General features: G+C 71.8%; 17 protein-coding genes. 13 read left to right on the plus strand and 4 right to left on the minus strand.

Features of this window, described 5'->3' with window-relative positions; all coding sequences use genetic code 11:
* The first annotated feature begins 97 nt into the window (after positions 1–97).
* The 9 genes from DA085_RS13295 to DA085_RS13335 all read left to right on the plus strand — a co-directional run bounded on the left by DA085_RS13295 (position 98) and on the right by DA085_RS13335 (position 11,050).
* A complete protein-coding gene (locus DA085_RS13295; RefSeq protein WP_109473474.1) occupies positions 98–712 on the plus strand; it encodes a ribosome maturation factor RimP in 615 nt (204 codons plus the stop codon).
* Positions 712–1,746, plus strand: coding sequence for a transcription termination factor NusA (gene nusA, locus DA085_RS13300; protein ID WP_109473475.1), 1,035 nt, complete (start codon positions 712–714; stop codon positions 1,744–1,746). Before DA085_RS13295 ends, nusA begins: the two co-directional genes overlap by 1 nt.
* A gap of 108 nt (positions 1,747–1,854) precedes the next feature.
* Complete coding sequence (locus tag DA085_RS13305) at positions 1,855–2,067, plus strand: DUF448 domain-containing protein (RefSeq protein ID WP_109473476.1); 213 nt, start codon at positions 1,855–1,857, stop codon at positions 2,065–2,067.
* 228 nt (positions 2,068–2,295) lie between these two features.
* Complete coding sequence (infB, locus tag DA085_RS13310) at positions 2,296–5,220, plus strand: translation initiation factor IF-2 (protein WP_109473477.1); 2,925 nt, start codon at positions 2,296–2,298, stop codon at positions 5,218–5,220.
* A gap of 195 nt (positions 5,221–5,415) precedes the next feature.
* Positions 5,416–6,096 carry a 30S ribosome-binding factor RbfA gene (rbfA, locus tag DA085_RS21945; RefSeq protein ID WP_109473478.1) on the plus strand — a complete coding sequence of 227 codons (681 nt, stop codon included), beginning with the start codon at positions 5,416–5,418 and terminating at the stop codon, positions 6,094–6,096.
* Positions 6,077–7,021, plus strand: coding sequence for a tRNA pseudouridine(55) synthase TruB (gene truB, locus DA085_RS13320; protein WP_109473479.1), 945 nt, complete (start codon positions 6,077–6,079; stop codon positions 7,019–7,021). Before rbfA ends, truB begins: the two co-directional genes overlap by 20 nt.
* 10 nt (positions 7,022–7,031) lie before the next feature.
* A complete protein-coding gene (locus DA085_RS13325) occupies positions 7,032–7,994 on the plus strand; it encodes a bifunctional riboflavin kinase/FAD synthetase (protein ID WP_109473609.1) in 963 nt (320 codons plus the stop codon).
* Positions 7,995–7,998: 4 nt separating this feature from the next.
* Positions 7,999–9,165, plus strand: a complete 1,167-nt coding sequence (gene rodA, locus DA085_RS13330; protein WP_109473480.1) for a rod shape-determining protein RodA — start codon at positions 7,999–8,001, stop codon at positions 9,163–9,165.
* Positions 9,166–9,205: 40 nt separating this feature from the next.
* Complete coding sequence (locus tag DA085_RS13335) at positions 9,206–11,050, plus strand: AMP-dependent synthetase/ligase (RefSeq protein ID WP_109473481.1); 1,845 nt, start codon at positions 9,206–9,208, stop codon at positions 11,048–11,050.
* Here the strand turns inward: DA085_RS13335 and DA085_RS13340 are convergent.
* Positions 11,038–11,718: a Pr6Pr family membrane protein gene (locus tag DA085_RS13340; RefSeq protein WP_154402199.1), complete on the minus strand. Its 681-nt coding sequence runs from the start codon at positions 11,716–11,718 to the stop codon at positions 11,038–11,040. The two genes, DA085_RS13335 and DA085_RS13340, sit on opposite strands and share 13 nt — an antisense overlap.
* Before the next feature lie 50 nt (positions 11,719–11,768).
* Between DA085_RS13340 and DA085_RS13345 the strand changes: the two genes are divergently transcribed.
* Both DA085_RS13345 and DA085_RS13350 read left to right on the plus strand, forming a co-directional pair.
* Positions 11,769–12,371: a hypothetical protein gene (locus tag DA085_RS13345; RefSeq protein WP_154402200.1), complete on the plus strand. Its 603-nt coding sequence runs from the start codon at positions 11,769–11,771 to the stop codon at positions 12,369–12,371.
* A 40-nt stretch (positions 12,372–12,411) separates the two neighbouring features.
* Positions 12,412–14,391: a TIGR03960 family B12-binding radical SAM protein gene (locus DA085_RS13350; protein WP_109473484.1), complete on the plus strand. Its 1,980-nt coding sequence runs from the start codon at positions 12,412–12,414 to the stop codon at positions 14,389–14,391.
* Here DA085_RS13350 and DA085_RS13355 read toward each other — a convergent pair.
* The 3 genes from DA085_RS13355 to serC form a co-directional block, all read right to left on the minus strand.
* On the minus strand, positions 14,388–15,587 hold the full coding sequence (locus DA085_RS13355) for an MFS transporter (protein WP_109473485.1): 1,200 nt from the start codon (positions 15,585–15,587) through the stop codon (positions 14,388–14,390). The two genes, DA085_RS13350 and DA085_RS13355, sit on opposite strands and share 4 nt — an antisense overlap.
* 77 nt (positions 15,588–15,664) lie before the next feature.
* Entirely contained in the window at positions 15,665–16,858 is a 1,194-nt protein-coding gene (locus DA085_RS13360) for a phosphoglycerate dehydrogenase (RefSeq protein ID WP_109473486.1), read from the minus strand.
* A complete protein-coding gene (serC, locus tag DA085_RS13365) occupies positions 16,851–17,930 on the minus strand; it encodes a 3-phosphoserine/phosphohydroxythreonine transaminase (RefSeq protein WP_109473487.1) in 1,080 nt (359 codons plus the stop codon). The genes DA085_RS13360 and serC overlap by 8 nt, the downstream gene beginning before the upstream one ends.
* Before the next feature lie 179 nt (positions 17,931–18,109).
* Here serC and DA085_RS13370 point away from each other — a divergent pair, with 179 nt between their 5' ends.
* Positions 18,110–18,844: a TIGR03936 family radical SAM-associated protein gene (locus DA085_RS13370; RefSeq protein WP_109473488.1), complete on the plus strand. Its 735-nt coding sequence runs from the start codon at positions 18,110–18,112 to the stop codon at positions 18,842–18,844.
* Positions 18,845–19,148: 304 nt separating this feature from the next.
* Entirely contained in the window at positions 19,149–22,220 is a 3,072-nt protein-coding gene (locus DA085_RS13375) for an Rne/Rng family ribonuclease (protein WP_237565501.1), read from the plus strand.
* The last annotated feature ends 47 nt before the right edge of the window (positions 22,221–22,267 follow it).

A 22,267-nucleotide genomic window follows, 5' to 3' on the forward strand; every position in this document is an offset into this window, starting at 1 on the left:
GATCCTGACACACCGGAGCGGCTAGAGTGGCCGTTCCGGGGTTGACCCGGCACGATCAGAACTGCGATCGCGACAGCAGAAGAGGGAGGCACCCACGATGGGACTGGCCGAAGGTATCCGGGAGGCGGCAGCCGCCGCGCTCGCCGGCAGCGGTGTGGTCATCGAGGACGTTGCCGTGCACCCGGCCGGGAAGCGACGCCTGGTGCGGGTCGGGGTGGCACGAGACGTCTCCGACCTCCTCGCGGACGACCTGACCAGCACCGTCGAGCCGCTCACCCTGGACGAGGTCGCCGACGCCAGCCGCGCCGTCGGAGCCGCCCTGGACGAGGCGGACACGATGGGCGCCGCCCCGTACACCCTGGAGGTCAGCTCGCTCGGGGTCGACCACCCGCTCAGCACCCCCGCCCAGTTCCGCCGCAACGTGGGCCGTCTGCTCGAGCTCACGGTGAGCGAGTCGCCCGCCGGTCAGGACCCCTCGACGGACCCGCAGCAGCCCCCCGCCGACGGGGCGAACGAGGCCGGGCCGTCCGGTGACGAGCAGACCGGCCCGGCCGGGGGACCCGGAGCCCGCGTGGTGGTCGCGCGCCTGGTCGAGGCCGGACCCGACGGCATACGCGTCGCTGACGCCCCCCACGATCTCCTGCCCTACGACCGCATCTCCGCGGCCACGGTGCAGGTGGAGTTCACCCGCCCGGGTGGGAAGGACGACTGATGGACATCGATATCGCCGTGTTACGGCAGCTGGAGCGGGAGCGCGAGATCCCGTTCGACACGATCGTGGAGGCGATCGAGCAGGCACTGCTCATGGCCTACGAGCGCGTGGAGGGCCACTTCCCGAACGCGCGCGTCGAGCTCGACCGCAAGTCCGGCCACGTCACCGTCTGGGCCCGCGAGCCGGGCGTGGTCGATGAGGAGACGGGGCTGCGCGGCGAGCCGGGGCCGGAGTTCGTGGACACCCCGGAGGGCTTCGGGCGCGTCGCGGCCGCCACGGCGCGGCAGGTCATCGTGCAGCGCATGCGCGAGCTCGAGGACGACGCGATCCTGGGTGACTTCCGCGCCCGCGAGGGCGACATCGTCTCCGGAGTCATCCAGCAGTCCAACGACCCGCGGCACGTGCTGGTCGACTTCGGCACGATCGAGGGCGAGCTCCCGACCTCCGAGCAGGTGCCGGGTGAGTCCTACGAGCACGGGCAGCGGCTGCGGTCCTTCGTCGTGAGCGTCAAGCGCGGGCCCCGCGGTCCCCAGATCACCCTGTCGCGCACCCATCCCAACCTGGTGCGCCGCCTGTTCGCCCTCGAGGTGCCCGAGATCGCCGACGGCACCGTGAAGATCGAGGCGCTGGCCCGCGAGGCCGGCCACCGCACCAAGATCGCCGTCCGGGCCAGCATCCCCGGCGTCAACGCCAAGGGCGCCTGCATCGGCCCGATGGGCCAGCGGGTGCGCGCCGTGATGAACGAGCTCCAGGGCGAGAAGATCGACATCGTCGACTACAGCGACGACCCTGCGGAGTTCGTCGCCTCGGCACTGTCGCCCTCCCGGGTCCAGTCGGTGACGATCGTCGACGAGCGGGCACGTCAGGCGCGCGTCGTGGTCCCCGACTACCAGCTCTCGCTGGCGATCGGACGTGAGGGGCAGAACGCGCGTCTGGCCCACAAGCTGACCGGCTGGAAGATCGACATCCGGCCCGACACGCCCGCCGGTGGCGCGGCGGGTCCGGCCCCGTCCCGCGCGGTCCCGAGCGAGTGACCCTGTAGAGTGGTGCAGGTTGTTCCGCCGACCGACGGCCCGTCGGGACCGCGCACTCCGGTGCGCACCTGCCTGGGGTGTCGGCGCCGCGCGGAGCAGACCGCACTGATGCGCGTCGTCGCCGACCACACCGAGCCCTCGCAGGGCTGGGTGCTGGTCCCGGATCCACGACGACGGCGGCCGGGGCGGGGTGCCTATGTGCACCTCACACCGGAGTGCGTGACGGCTGCCATCCAGCGTGGTGCGTTCGGCCGGGCCCTTCGGGCGTCCGGCCGGCCCGACTCCACGAGGCTGATGGCGTTGCTCGGTCAGCAGGACTGACCGGGCACAACGGGACCGTCCGACCCACCCGGGTCGGACGCCAGATGGGCGGACCACCAGGTCCGACCGCTCACAGGCGGGGCCGTGCGGCCCTGTCATCGAGGAACCGGAAGCGGGTTTGACGCTGATGAGCACCCGATGAGTACTCAGCAATGAGCACCCACCAGCAATAGTCCCGGTCGTGCGCCCTGAACAGGCTCGGACCGAGACGCCCAACGAAGGAGAACTGTGGCTAAGGTTCGGGTCTACGAGCTCGCAAAGGAGCTCGGGGTCGAGAGCAAGGAGCTTCTCGCCCACCTGAAGGAGCAGGGAGAGTTCGTCCGGTCGGCATCGTCGACCATCGAGCCTCCCGTGGTCCGCAAGATACGAGAGAACCCCCCGGCAGCGGCGAAGGCCGCCGATGCCGCCAAGACTGCTGCCCCCAAGGGCGGCACGAGCACGGGCGGGGCCGCCAAGCCGGCCGCCGCTGCTGCCGGCACCGCGGCGCCCAGCGCCCCGGCCGACAGCAGGCCTGCGGGGCCGACCCCCGGTGCACCCGGTGTGAAGCCTGGCCCGGCAAAGCCGGCCACCACCCCGGCCGCCAGCGCCCCGGCGGCCAGCGCCCCGGCGGCGCAGCCCGCGCCGAGCACTCCCGCGGCGCAGCCCACTGCGCCGGGCACCCCGGCGCCCAAGCCCGCGGCCGAGAAGCCGGCACCCAAGCCGGGCGAGGCCGCCGCTGCCGCCGCACCCGACACGCCGACCGAGCGCCCCGAGGCGCGTCCGGCGGCTGACCGGCCGGCACCGCCGCGTCCCGGCGGCAAGCCCGGGCCGCGTCCGGGCAACAACCCGTTCGCACCCTCGCAGGGCATGGGCCGGGAGCGCACCCGCGCTGACCGTGGTGACCGCGGCGGCGACCGGACCGGCACCCCGCGTCCAGGCAACAACCCGTTCGCGCCCTCGCAGGGCATGCCCCGTCCCGGTGGCACGCGTGGCGGCCAGGCCGGGCCGGGTGGCCCGCGTCCCGGCGGTCCCCGTCCGGGCGGACCCCGCCCGAACCCGGGCATGATGCCCGACCGTGCCGCCGTGCCGCGGCCCGGCGAGCGCCCGGCACGTGGCCCCGGTGGACGCGGTCGCCCCGGTGGCGGCGGTCCCGGTGGTGCCGGAGGCCCCGGTGGTCCCGGCGCCGGCGCCGCAGGTGGTTTCCGCGGACGCCCCGGTGGCGGCGGTCCGAGGGGTCGTGGCGGCACCCAGGGTGCCTTCGGTCGTGGAGGCGGCAAGGTCCGCGGGCGCAAGTCCAAGAGGGCGAAGCGCGCCGAGTTCGAGCAGATGCAGGCGCCCACCATCGGTGGCGTCAGCATCCCTCGCGGCAACGGCCAGAGCATCACGGTGCGCCGTGGCGCCTCGCTGACCGACTTCGCCGACAAGATCAACGTCGACCCGGCCTCGCTGGTGACGGTGCTGTTCCACCTCGGTGAGATGGCCACCGCGACCCAGTCCCTCGACGAGGACACCTTCGGTGTGCTCGGCTCGGAGCTGGGCTACGACATCCGTGTCGTCTCGCCGGAGGAGGAGGAGCGCGAGCTCTTCAGCTCCTTCAACATCGACCTGGACGCCGAGTCCGAGGCCGAGACCGACGAGGACCTGGAGGCGCGGCCGCCGGTCGTCACCGTGATGGGTCACGTCGACCACGGCAAGACGCGCCTGCTCGATGCCATCCGCAAGGCGGACGTCGGGGCCAGTGAGACCGGTGGCATCACCCAGCACATCGGTGCCTACCAGGTGCACACGCACCACGAGGGCGACGACCGTCCGATCACCTTCATCGACACCCCGGGTCACGAGGCGTTCACCGCCATGCGTGCCCGCGGTGCCAAGGTGACCGACATCGCGATCCTCGTGGTCGCGGCCGACGACGGTGTGATGCCGCAGACGATCGAGGCGCTCAACCACGCGCAGGCGGCGGACGTGCCGATCGTCGTCGCGGTCAACAAGATCGACGTGGACGGTGCCAACCCGGCCAAGGTGCGTCAGCAGCTGACCGAGTACAACCTGATCGCCGAGGAGTACGGCGGCGAGACGATGTTCGTCGACGTGTCCGCGCGCAACGACCAGAACATCGACACGCTGCTCGAGGCGGTGCTGCTGACCGCGGACGCCGCCCTGGACCTGCGGGCCAACCCCAACAAGGACGCCCGTGGCGTGGCGATCGAGGCCAACCTGGACCGTGGGCGGGGCCCCGTGGCCACCGTCCTGGTCCAGCAGGGCACGCTGCAGGTCGGCGACGCGATCGTCACCGGCTCCTCCCACGGCCGCGTGCGCGCCATGCTCGACGAGCACGGCAACAACGTGGACGAGGCGACGCCGTCGCGTCCGGTGCAGGTGCTCGGGCTGGCGTCCGTGCCGCGTGCGGGTGACACCTTCCTGGTGGCCCCGGACGACCGGACCGCGCGCCAGATCGCCGAGAAGCGGGAGGCTGCCGACCGGCAGGCCTCGCTGGCCAAGGCGCGCAAGCGGATCAGCCTGGAGGACCTCAACCAGGCTCTCGCCGCGGGCAAGGTCGACACGCTCAACCTGATCCTCAAGGGCGACGTGTCGGGCTCGGTCGAGGCGCTCGAGGACGCCCTGCTGCAGATCGACGTGGGCGACGAGGTCGACCTTCGGATCATCGACCGCGGCGTCGGTGCGATCACCCTCAACAACATCAACCTGGCCGCGGCCTCGGATGCCATCATCCTGGGCTACAACGTCCGGGCCGAGGGGCAGAACGCCGAGGTCGCCGAGCGCGAGGGTGTGGAGATCCGCTACTACGGCGTGATCTACCAGGCCATCGAGGACATCGAGAACGCGCTCAAGGGCATGCTCAAGCCGGAGTACGAGGAGATCGAGACGGGCACCGCGGAGATCCGCGAGATCTTCCGCTCCTCGAAGTTCGGCAACGTGGCCGGGTCCCTGGTCCGCAGCGGCGAGATCCGCCGCGGTGCCAAGGCACGGATCACCCGGGCCGGCGTGGTCGTCACCGAGGGTCTGGAGATCGCAGGTCTGCGGCGGTTCAAGGACGATGTCACCGAGGTCCGCGAGGGCTTCGAGTGCGGCATCAACCTGGGGTCGTTCAACGACGTCCAGGTCGATGACCTCATCACGACCTACGAGATGCGCGAGATCCCGCGCACCTGATCGACGACGGCCATACGAGAGCCCGGGCGCAGCGACCGCGCCCGGGCTCTCGTGCGTCAGGAACCACTGACAGCACCGGCAGGCCCGTCGTGCCCTGCACCCGCAGGAGCGCTGCCCGCACCACCCGGACCGTGCGCGGGTCCGGCCACGGGGCAACCTAGACTGGCTCGTTGCACGCCCGACCGAGGAGGAGACATGGCTGATCCCGCACGCGCCCGCAAGGTCGCCGAGCGCATCAAGGTCCTGATGGCCCAGGGCCTGGACACGCTGGTCAAGGATCCGAGGTTGGGATTCGTGACGATCACCGACGTCCGGGTCACCGGTGACCTCCAGCAGGCCACGGTCTTCTACACCGTGCTCGGTGGCGACCAGGAGCGGGCCGACGCCGCCGAGGTGCTGCAGACCTACCGGGGACGACTGCGCTCCCACATGGGCAAGGGCCTGGGGATCCGACTGACCCCGACCCTGGAGTTCGTGCCCGACGCGCTCCCGGAGGACGCCGCCCATCTGGAGGACATCTTCCGGCAGGTGCAGGAGCGGGACGCCGCGCTGGCCGCCAGCCGTGCTGAGGGCGCCTACGCCGGCGAGGAGGACCCCTACCGCAAGCCGCGGGAGAGCGAGCCGCTGGGTGACGAGCCCGACGACGAGCCGGAGCAGCTGGGCGACGAGCCGGATGCGCTGGGTGACGAGCCGGATGCGCTGGGTGACGAGCCGGAGCCGCTGGGCGACGAGCCGGAGCCGCTGGGCGACGAGCCCGACGACGAGCCGGAGCCGCTGGGCGACCCGCCCGAGGACACCGGAGCCGGGACGGCCGGCCGAGTGACGAACGACGACGCGGGCGAACAGACAGACGAGTATGCCGACGGGCGGGACTGAGGCCCGGCGCCCGCCGCGTGGGGGGCCCGGCCCGGAACCGGTGGGTGACGGACTCCTCGTCGTCGACAAGCCTGCCGGGTGGACCAGCCACGACGTGGTGGGCCGCTCCCGGCGGTTGTGCGCCACGCGCCGGGTCGGCCACGCCGGCACCCTGGACCCGATGGCGACGGGTGTGCTGGTGCTCGGTGTCAACCGGGCGACCAAGTTGCTCACCTTCCTGGTGGGGGCCGACAAGACCTACACGGCGACGGTCCGGCTCGGCGTCAGCACGGTCACCGACGACGCCGAGGGGGAGGTCACCGCGACCGTGGACGCCTCGACCCTGGGCCGGGGCCGCATCGAGGAGGCGGTGGCGACCCTCACCGGAGCGATCGAGCAGGTGCCCAGCGCGGTGAGCGCCATCAAGATCGCCGGCCGGCGCTCCTACGCCCGCGTGCGGGCCGGCGAGGACGTCGAGCTGCCCGCCCGTCCCGTCACCGTGCACCGCTTCGACGTGCTGGCGGTGCGGCCCGGCCCGCGGCACACCGACGTGGACGTCGAGGTGGAGGTCAGCTCCGGGACCTATGTGCGTGCCCTGGCCCGTGACCTCGGGACCCGGCTGGGCGTCGGTGGACACCTGACGGCGCTGCGTCGCACCAGGGTCGGGGACCTCGGGCTGGCTGGTGCCGCCACCCTCGAGCAGCTCGAGCGCGACGGTGCGGCCAGCCACCTCATCCCCCTGGCGGCTGCGGCCGCCGCAACGTTCCCGGTGCGGCACCTCAGCGCCCAGGAGGCGATCGACCTCGGCCACGGCAAGCGCCTGCCCGCGAGCGCGCCGGGCCGCTCCGAGCCGGTGGCCGCGATCGGCCCGGACGGCCGGCTGGTGGCCATGCTGGATGAGACCGGGGAGGTGGCGCGCAGCCATGTCGTCTTCCCGGCACCCTAGAGTGGACCCCGTGCTGCGCTGGACCGACCTGCAGGAGATCCCGTCCGGCTTCGGACCCAGCGTCGTGACCCTCGGCAACTTCGACGGGGTGCACCGTGGCCACCGTGCCCTGCTGGGGACCGTCGTCCGGGAGGCCGACGCGCGCACCGCCGCCGCGGTCGCCGTGACCTTCGACCCCCCGCCCCTGGCGGTGCTGCACCCCGAGCGTGCGCCCGAGCAGATCGCCGGCCTGGAGCACCGCCTGGAACTGATGGCCGGCACCGGCCTCGACGCCGTCCTCCTCCTCGAGTTCAGTCACCAGCTGGCGGCCATGACGCCCGAGGAGTTCGTCCGGGAGGTCTTCGTCGACGGACTCGGCGCGTGCGCCGTCGTGCTGGGCTCCGACTCGCGGTTCGGCGTGCGCAACTCCGGCAACATCGACACCATGCGGGAGCTGGGTCAGCGCTACGGCTTCGACGTGGTCGAGCTGGCGGCGGTGGGGGAGACGACCGCCGGCGCGCGCACCTGGTCCTCCACCCACGTGCGGCGGCTCCTCGCGGAGGGCAACGTGGCGGAGGCGGCCGAGATCCTGGGCCGGCCACACCGGGTCACCGGTGAGGTGGTGCACGGGCACCACCGCGGCCGTGCGCTGGGGTTCCCCACGGCCAACCTGGCGGAGGAGACCGGCGGTCTGGTGCCGGCGGACGGGGTGTATGCGGGCTGGCTGGAGCGCCTTGACCTGCCGGCCGGCGACGCCGAGCGACGACTGCCCGCGGCCATCTCGGTCGGCACCAACCCGACCTTCGACGACGTGCTGGTCAGGACCGTCGAGGCGCACGTGCTGGACCGCACCGACCTCGACCTCTACCACGAGCAGGTCGGCGTGGACTTCGTGGAGCGGCTGCGCGGCAACGTGCGGTTCGGATCCGTCGACGAGCTGCTCACCCGGATCGGCCAGGACGTCGACGTCAGCCGGTCGATCCTGTTCGGGTAGCGCCATGGCCTGGTGGCGGATCGACTGGGGGCTCTATGTCGCCGCGCTCGGGCTCAGCCTGGTCGGCGCACTGCTGGTCTGGTCCGGCACGCACGCGGACGTCGGTCCCGCGCTGGCGGTCCGGCACCTGATCAACACCGGCATCGGCGTCACGATGGCCGTGCTGCTGCTCCTCTGCGACGTCCGGTGGATCCGGGCGGCCGCGCCCTGGCTCTACCTCAGCGGCCTGTTCGGGCTGCTGCTCGTGCTCAGCCCGCTCGGCGTGAGCATCAACGGCTCCCGCTCCTGGATCCACCTGCCCGGAGGCTTCTCGCTGCAGCCCGCCGAGCTGTCCAAGATCGCGCTCTGCGTCGGCCTGGCGATGATCCTCGCGGAGGGGAGGGACACCACCCGGCCACCCACGTGGCGGGAGGTGCTCACCGCCTGGGTGCTGGCCGGCATACCGATCGGGCTGATCCTGCTCCAACCGGACCTCGGCACCGCCCTGGTCCTGGGCTTCCTGACCGTCGGGGTGGTCGCCGCCTCCGGTGCCGCAGTGCGGTGGACCCTCGCCGCGGTTGCCGGTGCGGCCCTGGCCGTGGTGGCCGCGATCCGGATCCCCCTGCTGGACCCCTACCAGCTGGACCGGCTCCTGGCGTTCATGGACCAGACCCGGGACCCGGAGGGCATCGGCTACCAGACCAGGCAGGCGCGCCTCGCGATCGGCTCGGGAGGGTGGGACGGCGCCGGGCTGGGGCAGGGGACCCAGACCCAGGGTGGGTTCATCCCCTTCCAGCACACCGACTTCGTCTTCTCCATCGCGGGGGAGGAGCTTGGCCTGGTCGGCAGCCTGGGCATCCTGGGGCTGCTGCTGTTCGTGGTGGCGCGCGCACTCTGGGTCGCGCTGCGCACCGAGGACCCGTTCGCCCGGCTCGTCGCGGTGGGCGTCGCCTGCTGGCTGCTCTTCCAGACCTTCGAGAACGTCGGCATGAACCTGGGGCTGATGCCGGTCACCGGGCTCCCGCTGCCGTTCCTGTCCTACGGCGGGTCCTCGATGTTCGCGTGCTGGCTGGCGGTCGGCGTGGTGGCGGCGTGCCAGCGGCCGCTCGAGACGTTCCCCGGTCGCGGGGTGAGCGCGACGCTGGTCTCGCGGGAGAGCGCGCGGCTCTACCCAAAACGCGGCCGGACCTGACAAGATCGGTGGCCTACACCCGCCCGACGAAGGACGAGGAATGGCACTGTCCGCCCGTGACGAAGCTTTTGACCAGGCAACGATCGACGATCGCGCCGCCAGTGTGGGGCACCTGTTCCGCGACCGGGTGGCCAGGACCCCTGACGCGGAGGCCTTCCGTTACCCCGTGGGCGAGTCGTGGGAGTCGCTCACCTGGGCGGAGACCGCCACCCGGGCCAACGCGTTGGCCGCCGGGCTGGTTGATCTCGGCGTCGCTCCCGAGGAGCGGGTGGCGCTCTGCTCGGCCACGCGGCTGGAGTGGGTCCTGGCCGACCTCGCGGTGATGTCGGCCGGGGCCGCGACGACCACGATCTACCCCACGACGCTGTCCGCGGACGTCGCCTACATCGTCGCCGACTCGGGCAGCAAGGTGGTCATCGCCGAGGACGACGTCCAGGTCGCCAAGCTGCGCGAGAACCGCCCCGACATGCCGGAGGTCTCCCGGGTCGTGGTCATCGACGGCGAGGGCGACGGCGACTGGGTGATCTCCCTGTCGGACCTGGAGGAGCGGGGCCAGGCACGTCTCGCAGCGGAGCCCGACCTGGTCAACGACCGGATCGACCAGCTCACTCCCGACCACCTGGCCACGATCATCTACACCTCGGGCACGACCGGTCGTCCCAAGGGAGTCCGGTTGCCGCACTCGGCGTGGACCTACGAGGCGGCGTCCGTCGACTCGATCAACATCCTGAGCCCGGACGACCTCCAGTACCTCTGGCTGCCCCTGGCCCACGTCTTCGGCAAGGTGCTGCTGGTGCTGCCGCTGCAGATCGGCTTCCCGACCGCCGTGGACGGCCGCGTCGACAAGATCGTCGAGAACGTCGGCATCGTGCGGCCGACCTTCATGGGGGCCGCGCCGCGCATCTTCGAGAAGGCCTACGGGCGGATCACGATGATGATGGCCGAGGAGGGCGGCGTCAAGGAGAAGCTCTTCCAGTGGGCCACCGGTGTCGGCCGCAGGGTCAGCGCGGTGCGCCAGCAGGGCAAGGAGCCCTCGGGTGTCCTCGCGGTGCAGCACAAGGTGGCCGACGCCCTGGTGCTCAAGAAGGTCCAGGAGCGTTTCGGCGGCCGGGTCCGCTTCTTCATCTCCGGCTCCGCGGCGCTCAACCGCGACGTCGCCGAGTGGTTCGACGCCGTCGGCCTGCGGATCATCGAGGGCTACGGACTCACCGAGACCAGCGCCGCCTCGTTCGTCAACCGCCCCCACGCCGGTGGCTACAAGTTCGGCAGCGTCGGCTGGGCTCTACCCGGCACCGACGTCAAGATCGCCGCCGACGGCGAGGTCCTGCTGCGTGGGCCGGGCGTCACCAGCGGCTACCACGGGCTCGAGGACGCCACGGCGGAGGCACTCGACGCCGACGGCTGGTTCCACACCGGTGACATCGGTGAGGTCGACGAGCGCGGGTTCCTCAGCATCACCGACCGCAAGAAGGACCTGTTCAAGACCTCGGGCGGCAAGTACGTCGCGCCCTCGGTCATCGAGTCGATGTTCAAGGGGGTCTGCCCCTACGCCAGCCAGCTGGTCGTCGAGGGGGACGGGCGCAAGTTCGTGTCGGCCATCGTCACCCTCGACCCGGACGCCATCGCCGGCTGGGCCGAGCAGCACGGACTGGGTGGCAAGGAGTATGCCGAGATCGTCACCTCCCCGGCCTGCCGCGAGATGGTGCAGGGCTATATCGACGAGCTCAACATGCAGCTCAACCGCTGGGAGCAGGTCAAGCAGTTCGTCATCCTCGACCACGACCTGACCATCGAGGAGGGCGACCTCACACCCAGCATGAAGCTGAAGCGGCGCGTCGTCACGAAGAAGTACGCCGACCAGCTGGACGCGCTCTACACGGACTGAGTCGCCGGTGCGTCGTGGCTGGCCGAGGTGTCCCGTGGTGCGGCCGGCAGGAACCGCTCGGCCACCCGCACCACCCCGACCAGGGCCAGGAACAGGGCCGTCACACCGGCGCACGTGAGCAGCACCTGCGGGTAACCGTGCAGCCCGACGTCCAGGAACGGGTACGGGTACCAGCCGCGGACCTCGCCGAGGCCCAGGGTGACCACCAGCCAGGCGACGGGCCAGGCCAGCGACCACCAGACGGTGTGGACGTCCAGCCGTGGTCTGGGGCCGAACAGCAACCAGCCGATGACCACCAGGGCCGGTGACACCAGGTGCAGACCGGTGTCGGCCACCGCGGACCAGCCGGTGAGGTCCAGCAGGGGCCGCAGCAGGACGAAGTGGACCAGCCCGGTGAGGGTGATGCCGAGCACGGCATCGGCCCGCAGCACGCGCCATACCGGCCCGTCGCGCCGCGCATCGGCGACCAGACCAACTGCCGCGACCACGACCAGGAGGTTGGACTGGATGGTGAAGTAGCAGACCATCTGGAACAGCCGGGTGCCCAGCGCGGGCGCAGCGGTCTCATCGAGGACCGACGCTCCGGAGACGACCAGGGCCGTCTGCAGGACGAGTGCTCCCGCCACGACCATCAGGGTCACCGTGTGCCAGAAGCGGGCAGGTGTCATGTCCGCAGAGTAGGGCACAGGGGGCGGGTGCGTGCGGAATACTGGGGTCCATGGGGACACCTTCGACTCATCCTGCCCTCGCCCTGCCCGACGAGATCGTCGTGCGGCCCGACCGGGCACGCTACCAGCGCCGCTTCCTCCTCACCGGGGTGGCGCTGGGCGTGATCGCCCTCGTCTGCCTGGCGGTCGCGCTGCTCGGTGACGACACCGGCTACCGGATCGGTGCCGTGCTCGGCGGCCTGCTCGGCGTGGGCCTGGGCGCGCTGAGCCTGCGCTGGCAGCGCAGCACCTACCTGCAGGCCGAGCCGGCCCTGATCCTGCAGCGCCAGCAGTTCCGGGTGCTGCACAAGACGCAGCACCTGTGGGTGCCGTGGACGGACGTCCAGGACCTGAGCGTGCTCTCCCGCGGGGCCGGGCTGGGGCGCTCACAGATCCTGCGCTTCGACCTGCACCCGCCGGCCCGCGCGAAGCTGCCGCAGGGGAAGGCGCCGCTGCTGGAGCGGATGTTCAGCTGGGCCACGAACGACCTGGCCTACTCGCGCCCGGCCGACTCGCCATCGTTCGAGGACGTCGCAATGGCCGCGATGCACTACCACGACCACGAGACCGGCGGGCACCGGTTCCGCGAGTTCCAGGCCCGCACGACCGGGTGAGGGACACCCGGACCCCAGCACTCGGCATACCCTTGGAGCCATGACTGCCACCGACCAGGCCCGTGTGCACCAGCCCGGCGACAGCATCTTCCCCGCCCTCGAGCCGTTGCTCGAGCAGGTCAGCAAGCCGGTCCAGTATGTCGGGGGTGAGCTGAACTCCCGCGTCAAGGACTGGCACGTGGCAGGGCACGGACCGGACGGCCAGGAGCTCACGGTCCGGTGGGCGCTGATGTACCCCGACGCCTACGAGGTCGGTCTGCCCAACCAGGGCGTCATGATCCTCTACGAGGTGCTCAACGAGCAGCCGACGGCGCTGGCCGAGCGGACCTACTCGGTGTGGCCCGACCTGGAGGAGCTGATGCGCGCCGAGGGGGTGCCGCAGTTCACGGTCGACGGCCACCGGGCGGTCAGTGACTTCGACGTCCTCGGGCTGTCCTTCTCCACCGAGCTGGGCTACACGAACATGCTCACTGCCCTGGACCTGGCCGGGATCCCGCTGCACGCTGCCGACCGCACGGACGAGCACCCGATCGTCATCGCCGGTGGCCACGCGGCGTTCAACCCCGAGCCCGTCGCCGACTTCCTGGACGCCGCCATCGTGGGGGACGGCGAGGAGGCGGTGCTCGCCGCGACCGCGATCATCGGAGGCTGGAAGACCGAGGGCTGCCCCGGGGGGCGGGAGGAGCTGTTGCTGCGCCTGGCCCGCACCGGTGGGGTCTACGTGCCGGCCTTCTACGACGTCGACTACCTGCCCGACGGGCGCATCCAGCGCGTGGTGCCCAACCGTCCGGGCATCCCCTGGCGGGTCTCCAAGCACACTGTGATGGACCTGGACTCCTGGCCCTACCCGAAGACCCCGCTCGTGCCGGTGACGGAGTCGGTGCACGAACGGATGAGCGTGGAGATCTTCCGCGGCTGCACCCGCGGCTGCCGGTTCTGCCAGGCGGGCATGATCACCCGACCCGTCCGCGAGCGGTCGATCGAGGGCATCGGCGCGATGGTCCAGCAGGGGCTCGACGCGACCGGCTACGAGGAGGTCGGGCTCCTGTCGCTGTCCTCGGCCGACCACAGCGAGATCGCCGACGTCGCCAAGGGGCTGGCCGACCGCTACGAGGGCACCAACACCTCCCTGTCGCTGCCCTCGACCCGGGTCGACGCCTTCAACATCGAGCTGGCCAACGAGCTGACCCGCAACGGCCGCCGCTCGGGGCTGACCTTCGCGCCGGAGGGTGGCAGCGAGCGGCTGCGCAAGGTGATCAACAAGATGGTCAGTGAGGAGGACCTGATCCGCACCGTCGCCGCGGCCTACGGCGCGGGCTGGCGGCAGGTGAAGCTCTACTTCATGTGCGGTCTCCCGACCGAGACCGACGAGGACGTCCTGGAGATCGCCGAGCTGGCCAAGAAGGTCATCGACACCGGCCGGCAGGTCAGCGGTCGCAAGGACATCCGGTGCACCGTCTCGATCGGTGGGTTCGTCCCCAAGCCGCACACCCCGTTCCAGTGGGCGGCCCAGCTGGGTGCGGAGGAGACCGACGCCCGGCTCGCCCGGCTCCGCGAGGCGATCCGTGCGGACCGCCGCTACGGGTCGGCCATCGGCTTCCGCTACCACGACGGGCAGCCGGGCATCGTCGAGGGGCTGCTGTCGCGCGGCGACCGTCGCGTCGGCGGCGTCATCGAGGAGGTCTGGCGTGCTGGGAGCCGGTTCGACGGCTGGAGCGAGCACTTCTCGTACGAGCGCTGGATGGCTGCTGCCGAGCAGGCGCTCACGGACCACGGCCTGGACGTGGCGTGGTACACCACCCGCGAGCGCGGTGAGACCGAGGTGCTGCCCTGGGACCACATCGACTCCGGCCTGGACAAGGAGTGGCTCTGGGACGACTGGCAGGACGCCCTCGACGAACGTGAGGTCGACGACTGCCGTTGGACACCGTGCTTCGACTGCGGCGTCTGCCCCCAGATGAACACCGAGATCCAGATCGGCCCGACCGGCAAGAAGCTGCTGCCGCTGACGGTCGTCTAGGCCCCGGGCGCACGGTAGGCGGCGATGGCCGCCGGGACGGTCAGGCACAGGGCCGCCAGCGCCGAGACCGGGGCGAGGTCGAACCGCAGGGTGGCGAGCGCGACCACCCCGAGGGTCAGCAGGAAGCCCAGCTCGGCGACCACACCGGCGACCGAGGTCGTGGTGGCCCGGGCGTCCCCGGTGATCGCGTGCTGCAGCCGGACGTCGCCTGCCACGTAGGCCGCCGAGGTCAACGCGTAGCCCACGGCGAGCGCCGCGTAGGAGACCGGCCCGGTCCACCAGACGCCGGCGGCCAGCAACAGGCCACCCACGGCCACCAGCGCGGCGTGGGCGGTGCCGGTCAGCCGCGCCACGCGACCGGCCGCCCAGGTGCCGGCCGCCTGCAGGAGCGAGATACCGGCCAGGACGCCGGCGATGGTCCTGACCGGTGCGCCGCCCTCCTCGAGGACCAGGGGGAAGAACTCGTCGAAGCCGACGAGGGCGACGACCGAGCCGTAGGCCAGCAGCACCGCTCGCACCGACCGGCTGCGTCCCGCCTCGGCCGCACCGGTGCGCACCGTGCGGAGCCAGGACCGCACGGATGCCGGGCCCTCGGCCGGCACCTCCGCCGTCGCCCTGCGGGCGGTCACCCTGGGCAGGGCGACCGCAGCCGAGGTATGCAGCAGGGCCAGCCCGACCGAGACCCAGCCCACCAACGGGTAGCCCCCCACGGCATACAGGGGGCCGGCGACGCCGATCGAGGCGGCCATGACCAGGACCGCCAGACTCTCGGCGCGAGACCTCAGGGGGCCGTAGAGGTCGGGGCGACCGGCAGCGGTCAGCTCGTCGAACAGGTAGGCCTCGAACGTGCCCGACATCAGCGCCGAGGAGAGCGACCACAGCACGAAGCCGGTCAGGAACCCGGGGTAGGACGGCCAGACCAGCCAGGTGGCGAAGCCGCCCGCGTAGACCAGCCCCGAGGCGACGAGCAGTCGACGGCGGTCGACCAGGTCGGCCCAGCTGCCGGACGGCACCTCCAGGACGAAGCTGCTCACCGACCAGACCGCCAGCAGCAGACCGATCTGTGCCGTGCTCAGGCCGTGGTCGGCAAACAGCAGGGCATAGAGCGCGAAGAGCGGGACCGCCTCACGCGAGCCACGGAAGAGGATGACCCGTCGGGCCAGGGCACCGACACCGGCCTGAGCCGGCTCCGGCACGGACCGGGCTCAACTCTCGCCGGACGGAAACCTCATCCGGGCAGACTAGCGCCCGGAAGCAGCGCGCGCAGCCGGTTTCAGCCCTCGATCCTGCGGGCGCGGATGATCCCGTCGATCGCCAGGATCTGCTCCTTGAGGTCGCTGCCGATCTCGCCCTCGACGTCCACCAGCGTGTAGGCGTACTCGCCGCGCGCCTTGTTGGTGAACTCGCTGACGTTGAGTCCGGCCTCACCCAGCACGGCGGTGATCTGGCCGATCATGTTCGGCTTGTTCTCGTTGAAGATGCCGAGCCGCGTCGTGCCCGGTGTGCGGGACATGACCACCTCGGGGAAGTTCACCGAGTTGCGGATGTTGCCGTGCAGCAGGAAGTCCGAGAGCTGGTCCACCGCCATCACGGCGCAGTTGTCCTCGGCCTCGGACGTGGAGGCCCCCAGGTGGGGGAGGGCGATCACCTTGGGGTGAACCGCCCCGGCCTCGGAGGGGAAGTCGTTCACGTAGGCGTGCAGGTGACCCGAGTCCAGGGCCGCGATCACGGCCTCCTCGTCGACGACGCCGCCGCGCGCGAAGTTGAGCACCACACCGCCCTCCGGCATGGCAGCGATCCGCTCCGCACTGACCAGGCCCCTGGTGCCCTCGACCAGCGGCACGTGCGGGGTCACGAAGTCGGAGCGGGCGAACAGCTCCTCCACGCTCGTGACCTGCTCGACCGAGGGGGAGAGCTGCCAGGCCCGCTCGATGGTGATCGCCGGGTCGTAGCCGAGCACCTTCATGCCCATGCTCTGCGCCGCGTTGGCGACCAGGACGCCGATGGCTCCGAGACCGATGACGCCCAGGGTCCGTCCCGGCAGCTCGAACCCGGCGAACTGCTTCTTGCCGGCCTCCACCTGCTTGTCCAGGTCCTTGCCGGACAGGTGCTGCTCGGCGACGAGGTCCTTGGTGTAGTCGGCCGCGTGGTAGAGGTTGCGGGCGGCCAGCAGCATGCCGGCGATCACCAGCTCCTTGACGGCGTTGGCGTTGGCGCCGGGGGTGTTGAACACCGGGACGCCGAGGGCCGCGAGCTTGTCCACCGGGATGTTGTTGGTCCCGGCACCCGCCCGCGCCACGGCATACAGGCTCGGGGGCACCTGGTAGGAGTGGAGGTCTGCCGAGCGCAGCAGGATGGCCCGCGGCTCGGTGAACTCGGTGCCGAGGTCGAACCGTTCGCGGTCGAGGCGGTTCAGGCCCAGCGGCGAGATGGCGTTGAGGGTCTGGATGCGGAAGGTCTCAGCCATGGGTGCGCTCGAACTCCTTGAGGAAGGACACCAGGGCGTCGACCGACTCCTGGGAGGTGGCGTTGTAGATGCTGGCGCGCATGCCGCCCACGGAGCGGTGCCCGGACAGGTTGGTCAGTCCCGCGGCCTCCGCCTGGCTGAGGAACTCCTTGTCCAGGCCGGGGTCCGCCAGCAGGAAGGGGACGTTCATCCAGGAGCGGGACGCGGGCTCGACCGGGTTGGAGTAGAAGGCCGACCCGTCGATGGCCCCGTAGAGGGTGCTGGCCTTGCGCTCGTTGCGCTCCGCCATGCCGGGCAGCCCGCCGTTGTCGCGGATCCACTGCAGGTTCAGTCCGAGCAGGTACCAGCCGAAGGTCGGCGGGGTGTTGAGCATGGAGTCCGCACCAGCCATGGCGGCGTAGTCCAGGACCGACGGCGTCTCCGGACGGGCCGAGCCCACCAGGTCGTTGCGCACGATGACGACGGTGATCCCCGACGGACCGAGGTTCTTCTGGGCGCCGGCATAGATCAGCCCGAACCTCGAGACATCCAGCGGCCGGGACATGATCGTCGAGGAGAAGTCCGCCACCAGCGGCACCTCGCCCGAGTCCGGCACGTAGCCGAACTCGACCCCACCGATGGTCTCGTTGGCGGTGTAGTGCAGGTAGGCCGCGCCCTCGCTGACCGCGAGGTCCTCGGCGGCGGGGGTGGTGGAGTAGTTCGAGGCCGTCTCGTCGGCGATGACGTTGACCTGCGCGTACTTCCCGGCCTCGGCGATCGCCTTCTTCGACCAGGAGCCGGTGTTGATGTAGTCGACGGTCGCCCCGGCAGCGGTGAGGTTCAGCGGGATCGCGGCGAACTGGCCGGTGGCGCCGCCCTGCAGGAAGAGCACCGTGTAGTTGTCCGGCACGCCGAGCAGCTCGCGCAGCAGCGCCTCGGACTCGGAGGCGACGGCGACGAAGTCCTTGCTGCGGTGACTGATCTCCATCACCGACATGCCGAGACCGTTGAAGTCGGTGAGCTCGGACTGGGCGCGCTCGAGCACCTCGAGCGGGAGTGCGGCGGGGCCGGCGGCGAAGTTGTGGACACGCACTGGGGAGGACCTCCGTGATCGGTGGGGTCGGTCTCGAAGCGGTCGCAACGCCTCGTTGAGTGCGGCCAGCAACATTGGGGTTGCGCCGACTGTACGACTTTGCCTCCGTTGCGCCCAAGAGCCACTGGCTATGCAATGCGCCACACCTGGTCCCGCCGCCGGTGGTTAGTCTGCCTGCCATGGCAGCAGCACGGCGCGTCCCCGAGGGACCGGCACCCGACCCGGCGGTGCAGAAGCTGCGCGTCCGCTATGCCAAGCGCGGCCGGATGCGGTTCACGTCCAGCCGAGACTTCCAACGGGCCCTCGAGCGGGCGCTGCGCCTCGCCGAGATCCCGATGGCCTACTCCGCCGGGTTCCATCCGCACCCCCGGATCAGCTATGCCAACGCCGCGCCGACCGGGGTCGCGTCGGAGGCGGAGTATGTCGAGCTGTCGGTCTCCCGGGTGGTGGACCCCGCCCGGGTGGGGCCCGTGCTGAGCGCGGCCCTCCCGGACGGGCTCGACATCGTGGAGGTCCGCGAGGCGGAGCCGGGTGCGCTCGCCGACCGCCTGGAGGCCAGCCGCTGGCAGCTGGTCTTCCCCGGTGTGCCGGTCGAGCGCCTGCGCCAGGCACTGGACCCGTTCCTGGCCCGGGACGCGGTGGAGGTCACCCGGATGATGAAGCAGGGCCCGCGCGCCATCGACGTGCGCGGACCGGTGCTCGTCGCGGAGGTGAGTGACCAGCCGGTGACCGGTGAGGCCCCCGAGGCAGTGCTCCTGCTCACCGTGCGCCATACGACGCCGACCGTGCGACCCGCAGAGCTCTGGGCGGCGCTGCGCGAGGTGAGCGGACTCGACCTCCCGCGCCCGGCGAGCACCCGACTGGCGCAGGGGCCGTTGGGAGAGGACCACGCCGTGCTCGACCCGCTGGCATAACGGGGGATCGGGCGTCCGTGTGAGATAGTGGCCATGGTTGTGCGACCGGCCACACCAGCCGCCCAACCCGACACGATCTCCCGCTGTGCGGCCCGAAGAGCCGGCACGCGAGTGAGCGGCCACGGTCGCGCACGGATCTGGTCGGCGCCGCCTCGGTGACGCGCGAAGTGCGCGAGCCGCCCGGCGTAACCAGGACGACTTCCGTCCGGCAGGCAACCGCCTGCCCGAGACGACGCAACCCGCGCCTCGCGGGAGTGGGCCCCCGGGTCCGGTGTGGACTCCCTGCGAGCCACGAGAGGAAGCCATGGTCACCATGGACCAGAACCCCGACACACCCGGCGAAGCAGCAGACGGACCGGCGACCGGGGGAGCGACGGCCTACGGCGCCCTGTTCTCCCATGTCGAGGACGGCCAGCCGCCCGCGCCCGCGAAGAAGTCCCCGGCACGGCGGACCGCCAGCAGCGCGGCGACCACCGGCACGTCCAGCCGCCCGGCCCGCAGGACCCAGAGGTCGGCCACCAGCAGCACGACCGCCACCCGGAGGTCGGCCACCAGCAGCACGACCGCCGACGACGGTGCCCCCGCCTCGGACGAGACAGCGACTGGCGAGGCCAGTGGCGCGGAGGACACCGGGGCGCCCACGCCTCCGGCCGGCGAGGAGCGGGAGACCCAGGCGACCGCCGAGGAGCAGGACGCCCAGGAGCAGGACACGGGGGCGACAGTTACTGACGAGGAGGATGCGGACGAGAGCGCGGTGGCCACCTCGCCGTCCCCCTTCGGCATGCTCTTCCAGGCGCCCGACCTCAGCGCTGTCCAGGCCCGTCCTGCGCGCCGTCGCCCGGCGGAGGCTCCCGACAGCGACACGGAGGAGTCCGACGAGTCGAGCAGCACGGGCGGTGCCACACGGGTCCAGCGCGGCCGCCGCACCGGCCGGGGCGGCACGGGCCAGACCGGCCCCGAGAGCGGCGGTGGCGACGGAGGCAGCCAGAGGGCTCGGACGACCGCTGCCGACGACCAGGAGCAGGAGGCCGCCGGGGCACCCCCGGAGGAGCAGTCCGACGACGGCTCGGACGAGAGCGACGCGCAGGGGCGGCGTAGGCGCCGGCGCGGCGGCAAGGGACGCCGCGGACGCGGCAGCAGCGGCGAGGACCAGGGCGACAACGACAGCGACACCGGCGGGGGAACGGAGACCGCGAACGAGTCGGACTCCGCCGAGGACGCCGACAACGGCGCGGACACCGACTCCTCCACCGGCACCGTGCGTCGCCGTCGGCGCAGCAACCGCCGCGGCGAGGACGGCGAGGCCCGTGAGTCCCGCCGGGCCCGCGAGGAGGTCACCGGCGTCCGGGGATCCACCCGGCTGGAGGCCAAGCGCCAGCGCCGGCGCGAGGGCCGCGAGGCGGGCCGGCGCCGCACGATCATCACCGAGGCCGAGTTCCTGGCGCGTCGCGAGAGTGTCGAGCGCACCATGGTCGTGCGGGGCCTGGAGGACCGCACCCAGATCGGCGTCCTGGAGGACGGCGTCCTGGTCGAGCACTATGTCTCCCGCGCCACCCAGACCACCATGGTCGGCAACGTCTACCTCGGCCGGGTCCAGAACGTGCTGCCCAGCATGGAGGCCGCGTTCGTCGACATCGGCAAGGGCCGCAACGCCGTGCTGTACGCCGGCGAGGTCAACTGGGACGCCGCCGGGCTGGAGAGCAACGCCCCCAAGCGCATCGAGAACGCCCTGAAGTCCGGTGACTCCGTCCTGGTACAGGTGACCAAGGACCCGATCGGCCACAAGGGCGCCCGGCTGACCTCACAGGTCTCCCTTCCCGGCCGCTACCTCGTGCTCGTGCCGGGCAACTCGATGACGGGGATCTCGCGCAAGCTGCCAGACACCGAGCGGGCGAGGCTGAAGAAGATCCTCCGGGAGGTCGTCCCCGAGGGGGCCGGCGTCATCGTCCGCACCGCCGCCGAGGGCGCCAGCGAGGCCGAGCTGCGGGCCGACGTCGAGCGCCTGACCGGCATGTGGGACCGCATCCAGGGCAAGCAGAAGAGTGCCAGCGCCCCCGCGCTGCTGCACGGCGAGCCGGACATGACGGTCCGGGTCATCCGCGACGTCTTCAACGAGGACTTCGCCAAGGTCGTCGTCGCCGGCGAGCAGGCCTGGAGCGAGGTCAGCGACTACCTCAACGGGGTCGCCCCCGACCTGGCCGACCGCCTGGAGAAGTGGACCGGCACCACGGACGTGTTCACCCACTACCGGGTGACCGAGGCGCTGGCCAAGGCGATGGACCGCAAGGTGTGGCTCCCTTCGGGTGGCTCCCTGGTCATCGACCGGACCGAGGCCATGACGGTCGTCGACGTCAACACCGGGAAGTTCGTCGGCTCCGGCGGGAACCTGGAGGAGACGGTCACCAAGAACAACATCGAGGCGGCCGAGGAGATCGTGCGCCAGCTGCGGCTGCGCGACATCGGCGGCATCATCGTCATCGACTTCATCGACATGGTCCTGGAGAGCAACCGTGACCTCGTGGTCCGGCGTCTCCTGGAGTGCCTGGGCCGCGACCGGACCAAGCACCAGGTCGCCGAGGTCACCTCCCTGGGGCTGGTCCAGATGACCCGCAAGCGGGTCGGAGCCGGCCTGATCGAGGTCTTCTCCGAGCCGTGTGTCCACTGCAACGGGCGCGGCATCGTGGTCCACTCCGAGCCGATCGACAAGCCCGACGGCAACGGTCACAACCACGGTGGCTCCGGTGGAGGTGGGCGACGCGGTCGCGGACGCTCCGGCACCGGCGGTGACGCCGCACCCGCGCGCCCGACACCGGCGCCGGGCGGCCCCACCCCTGCCCAGATCGCGGCAGCCGCCCATGCCGCGGCGATGGCCGGGTCCGGGCAGGCTGCCGACGAACCGGCCCAGTCACCGACCTCCCCGGCGGAGCCGGTGCCGGCCGCAGAGACCGCGCCGGCCGCAGAGACCGCGCCGGCCGAGGCCACTGCCGCCGGGTCCCGAGAGGCTGAGGTCGCCACCCCAGGGGCAGCGACGGCAGCAGGGACGACGCCAGCGACCGTGCCGGCTGAGGGTGCGACGGCGCCATCGGCGACGGGAGCGGCCCGCACGTCACGGGGCCGCAGCCGGGGCCGTGCCACCGCGGCCGCCGCAGCGCCGGCGGAGGCGCCGAGGCCGACCCAGGACACGCCGGAGACGATCCCCGCCGCCGCAGCAGCACGGGACCCGGAGACGGCTCCGGTGAGCGCACCGGACCCCCAGTCCGCGCCGCGGCCGCGACGACGTCGTGGACGTGTCGTGGCCCCCGCCGGTCCGCCCGGAGGCGGCGAGGCCGAGGTCACGAGCGCCACGGCAGAGCCGGCCACGGGCGACAGCCAGTGAGTTTGTCTCCGGAGCCGGGATCGGGGTACGCTATCTCCTCGGTGCGC

The organism is Ornithinimicrobium cavernae, from assembly GCF_003121625.1.
Lineage (GTDB): Bacteria > Actinomycetota > Actinomycetes > Actinomycetales > Dermatophilaceae > Ornithinicoccus > Ornithinicoccus cavernae.

Bases quoted from the DNA above. Each gene is read 5' to 3' on its own strand.
- rodA (WP_109473480.1), top strand. From the start codon at position 7,999: ATGGCCTGGTGGCGGATCGACTGGGGGCTCTATGTCGCCGCGCTCGGG.
- DA085_RS13295 (WP_109473474.1), top strand. From the start codon at position 98: ATGGGACTGGCCGAAGGTATCCGGGAGGCGGCAGCCGCCGCGCTCGCC.
- DA085_RS13360 (WP_109473486.1), bottom strand. From the start codon at position 16,858: ATGGCTGAGACCTTCCGCATCCAGACCCTCAACGCCATCTCGCCGCTG.
- DA085_RS13345 (WP_154402200.1), top strand. From the start codon at position 11,769: ATGGGGACACCTTCGACTCATCCTGCCCTCGCCCTGCCCGACGAGATC.
- DA085_RS13335 (WP_109473481.1), top strand. From the start codon at position 9,206: ATGGCACTGTCCGCCCGTGACGAAGCTTTTGACCAGGCAACGATCGAC.
- truB (WP_109473479.1), top strand. From the start codon at position 6,077: ATGCCGACGGGCGGGACTGAGGCCCGGCGCCCGCCGCGTGGGGGGCCC.
- DA085_RS13350 (WP_109473484.1), top strand. From the start codon at position 12,412: ATGACTGCCACCGACCAGGCCCGTGTGCACCAGCCCGGCGACAGCATC.
- rbfA (WP_109473478.1), top strand. From the start codon at position 5,416: ATGGCTGATCCCGCACGCGCCCGCAAGGTCGCCGAGCGCATCAAGGTC.
- DA085_RS13305 (WP_109473476.1), top strand. From the start codon at position 1,855: ATGCGCGTCGTCGCCGACCACACCGAGCCCTCGCAGGGCTGGGTGCTG.
- DA085_RS13370 (WP_109473488.1), top strand. From the start codon at position 18,110: ATGGCAGCAGCACGGCGCGTCCCCGAGGGACCGGCACCCGACCCGGCG.
- DA085_RS13375 (WP_237565501.1), top strand. From the start codon at position 19,149: ATGGTCACCATGGACCAGAACCCCGACACACCCGGCGAAGCAGCAGAC.
- nusA (WP_109473475.1), top strand. From the start codon at position 712: ATGGACATCGATATCGCCGTGTTACGGCAGCTGGAGCGGGAGCGCGAG.
- DA085_RS13340 (WP_154402199.1), bottom strand. From the start codon at position 11,718: ATGACACCTGCCCGCTTCTGGCACACGGTGACCCTGATGGTCGTGGCG.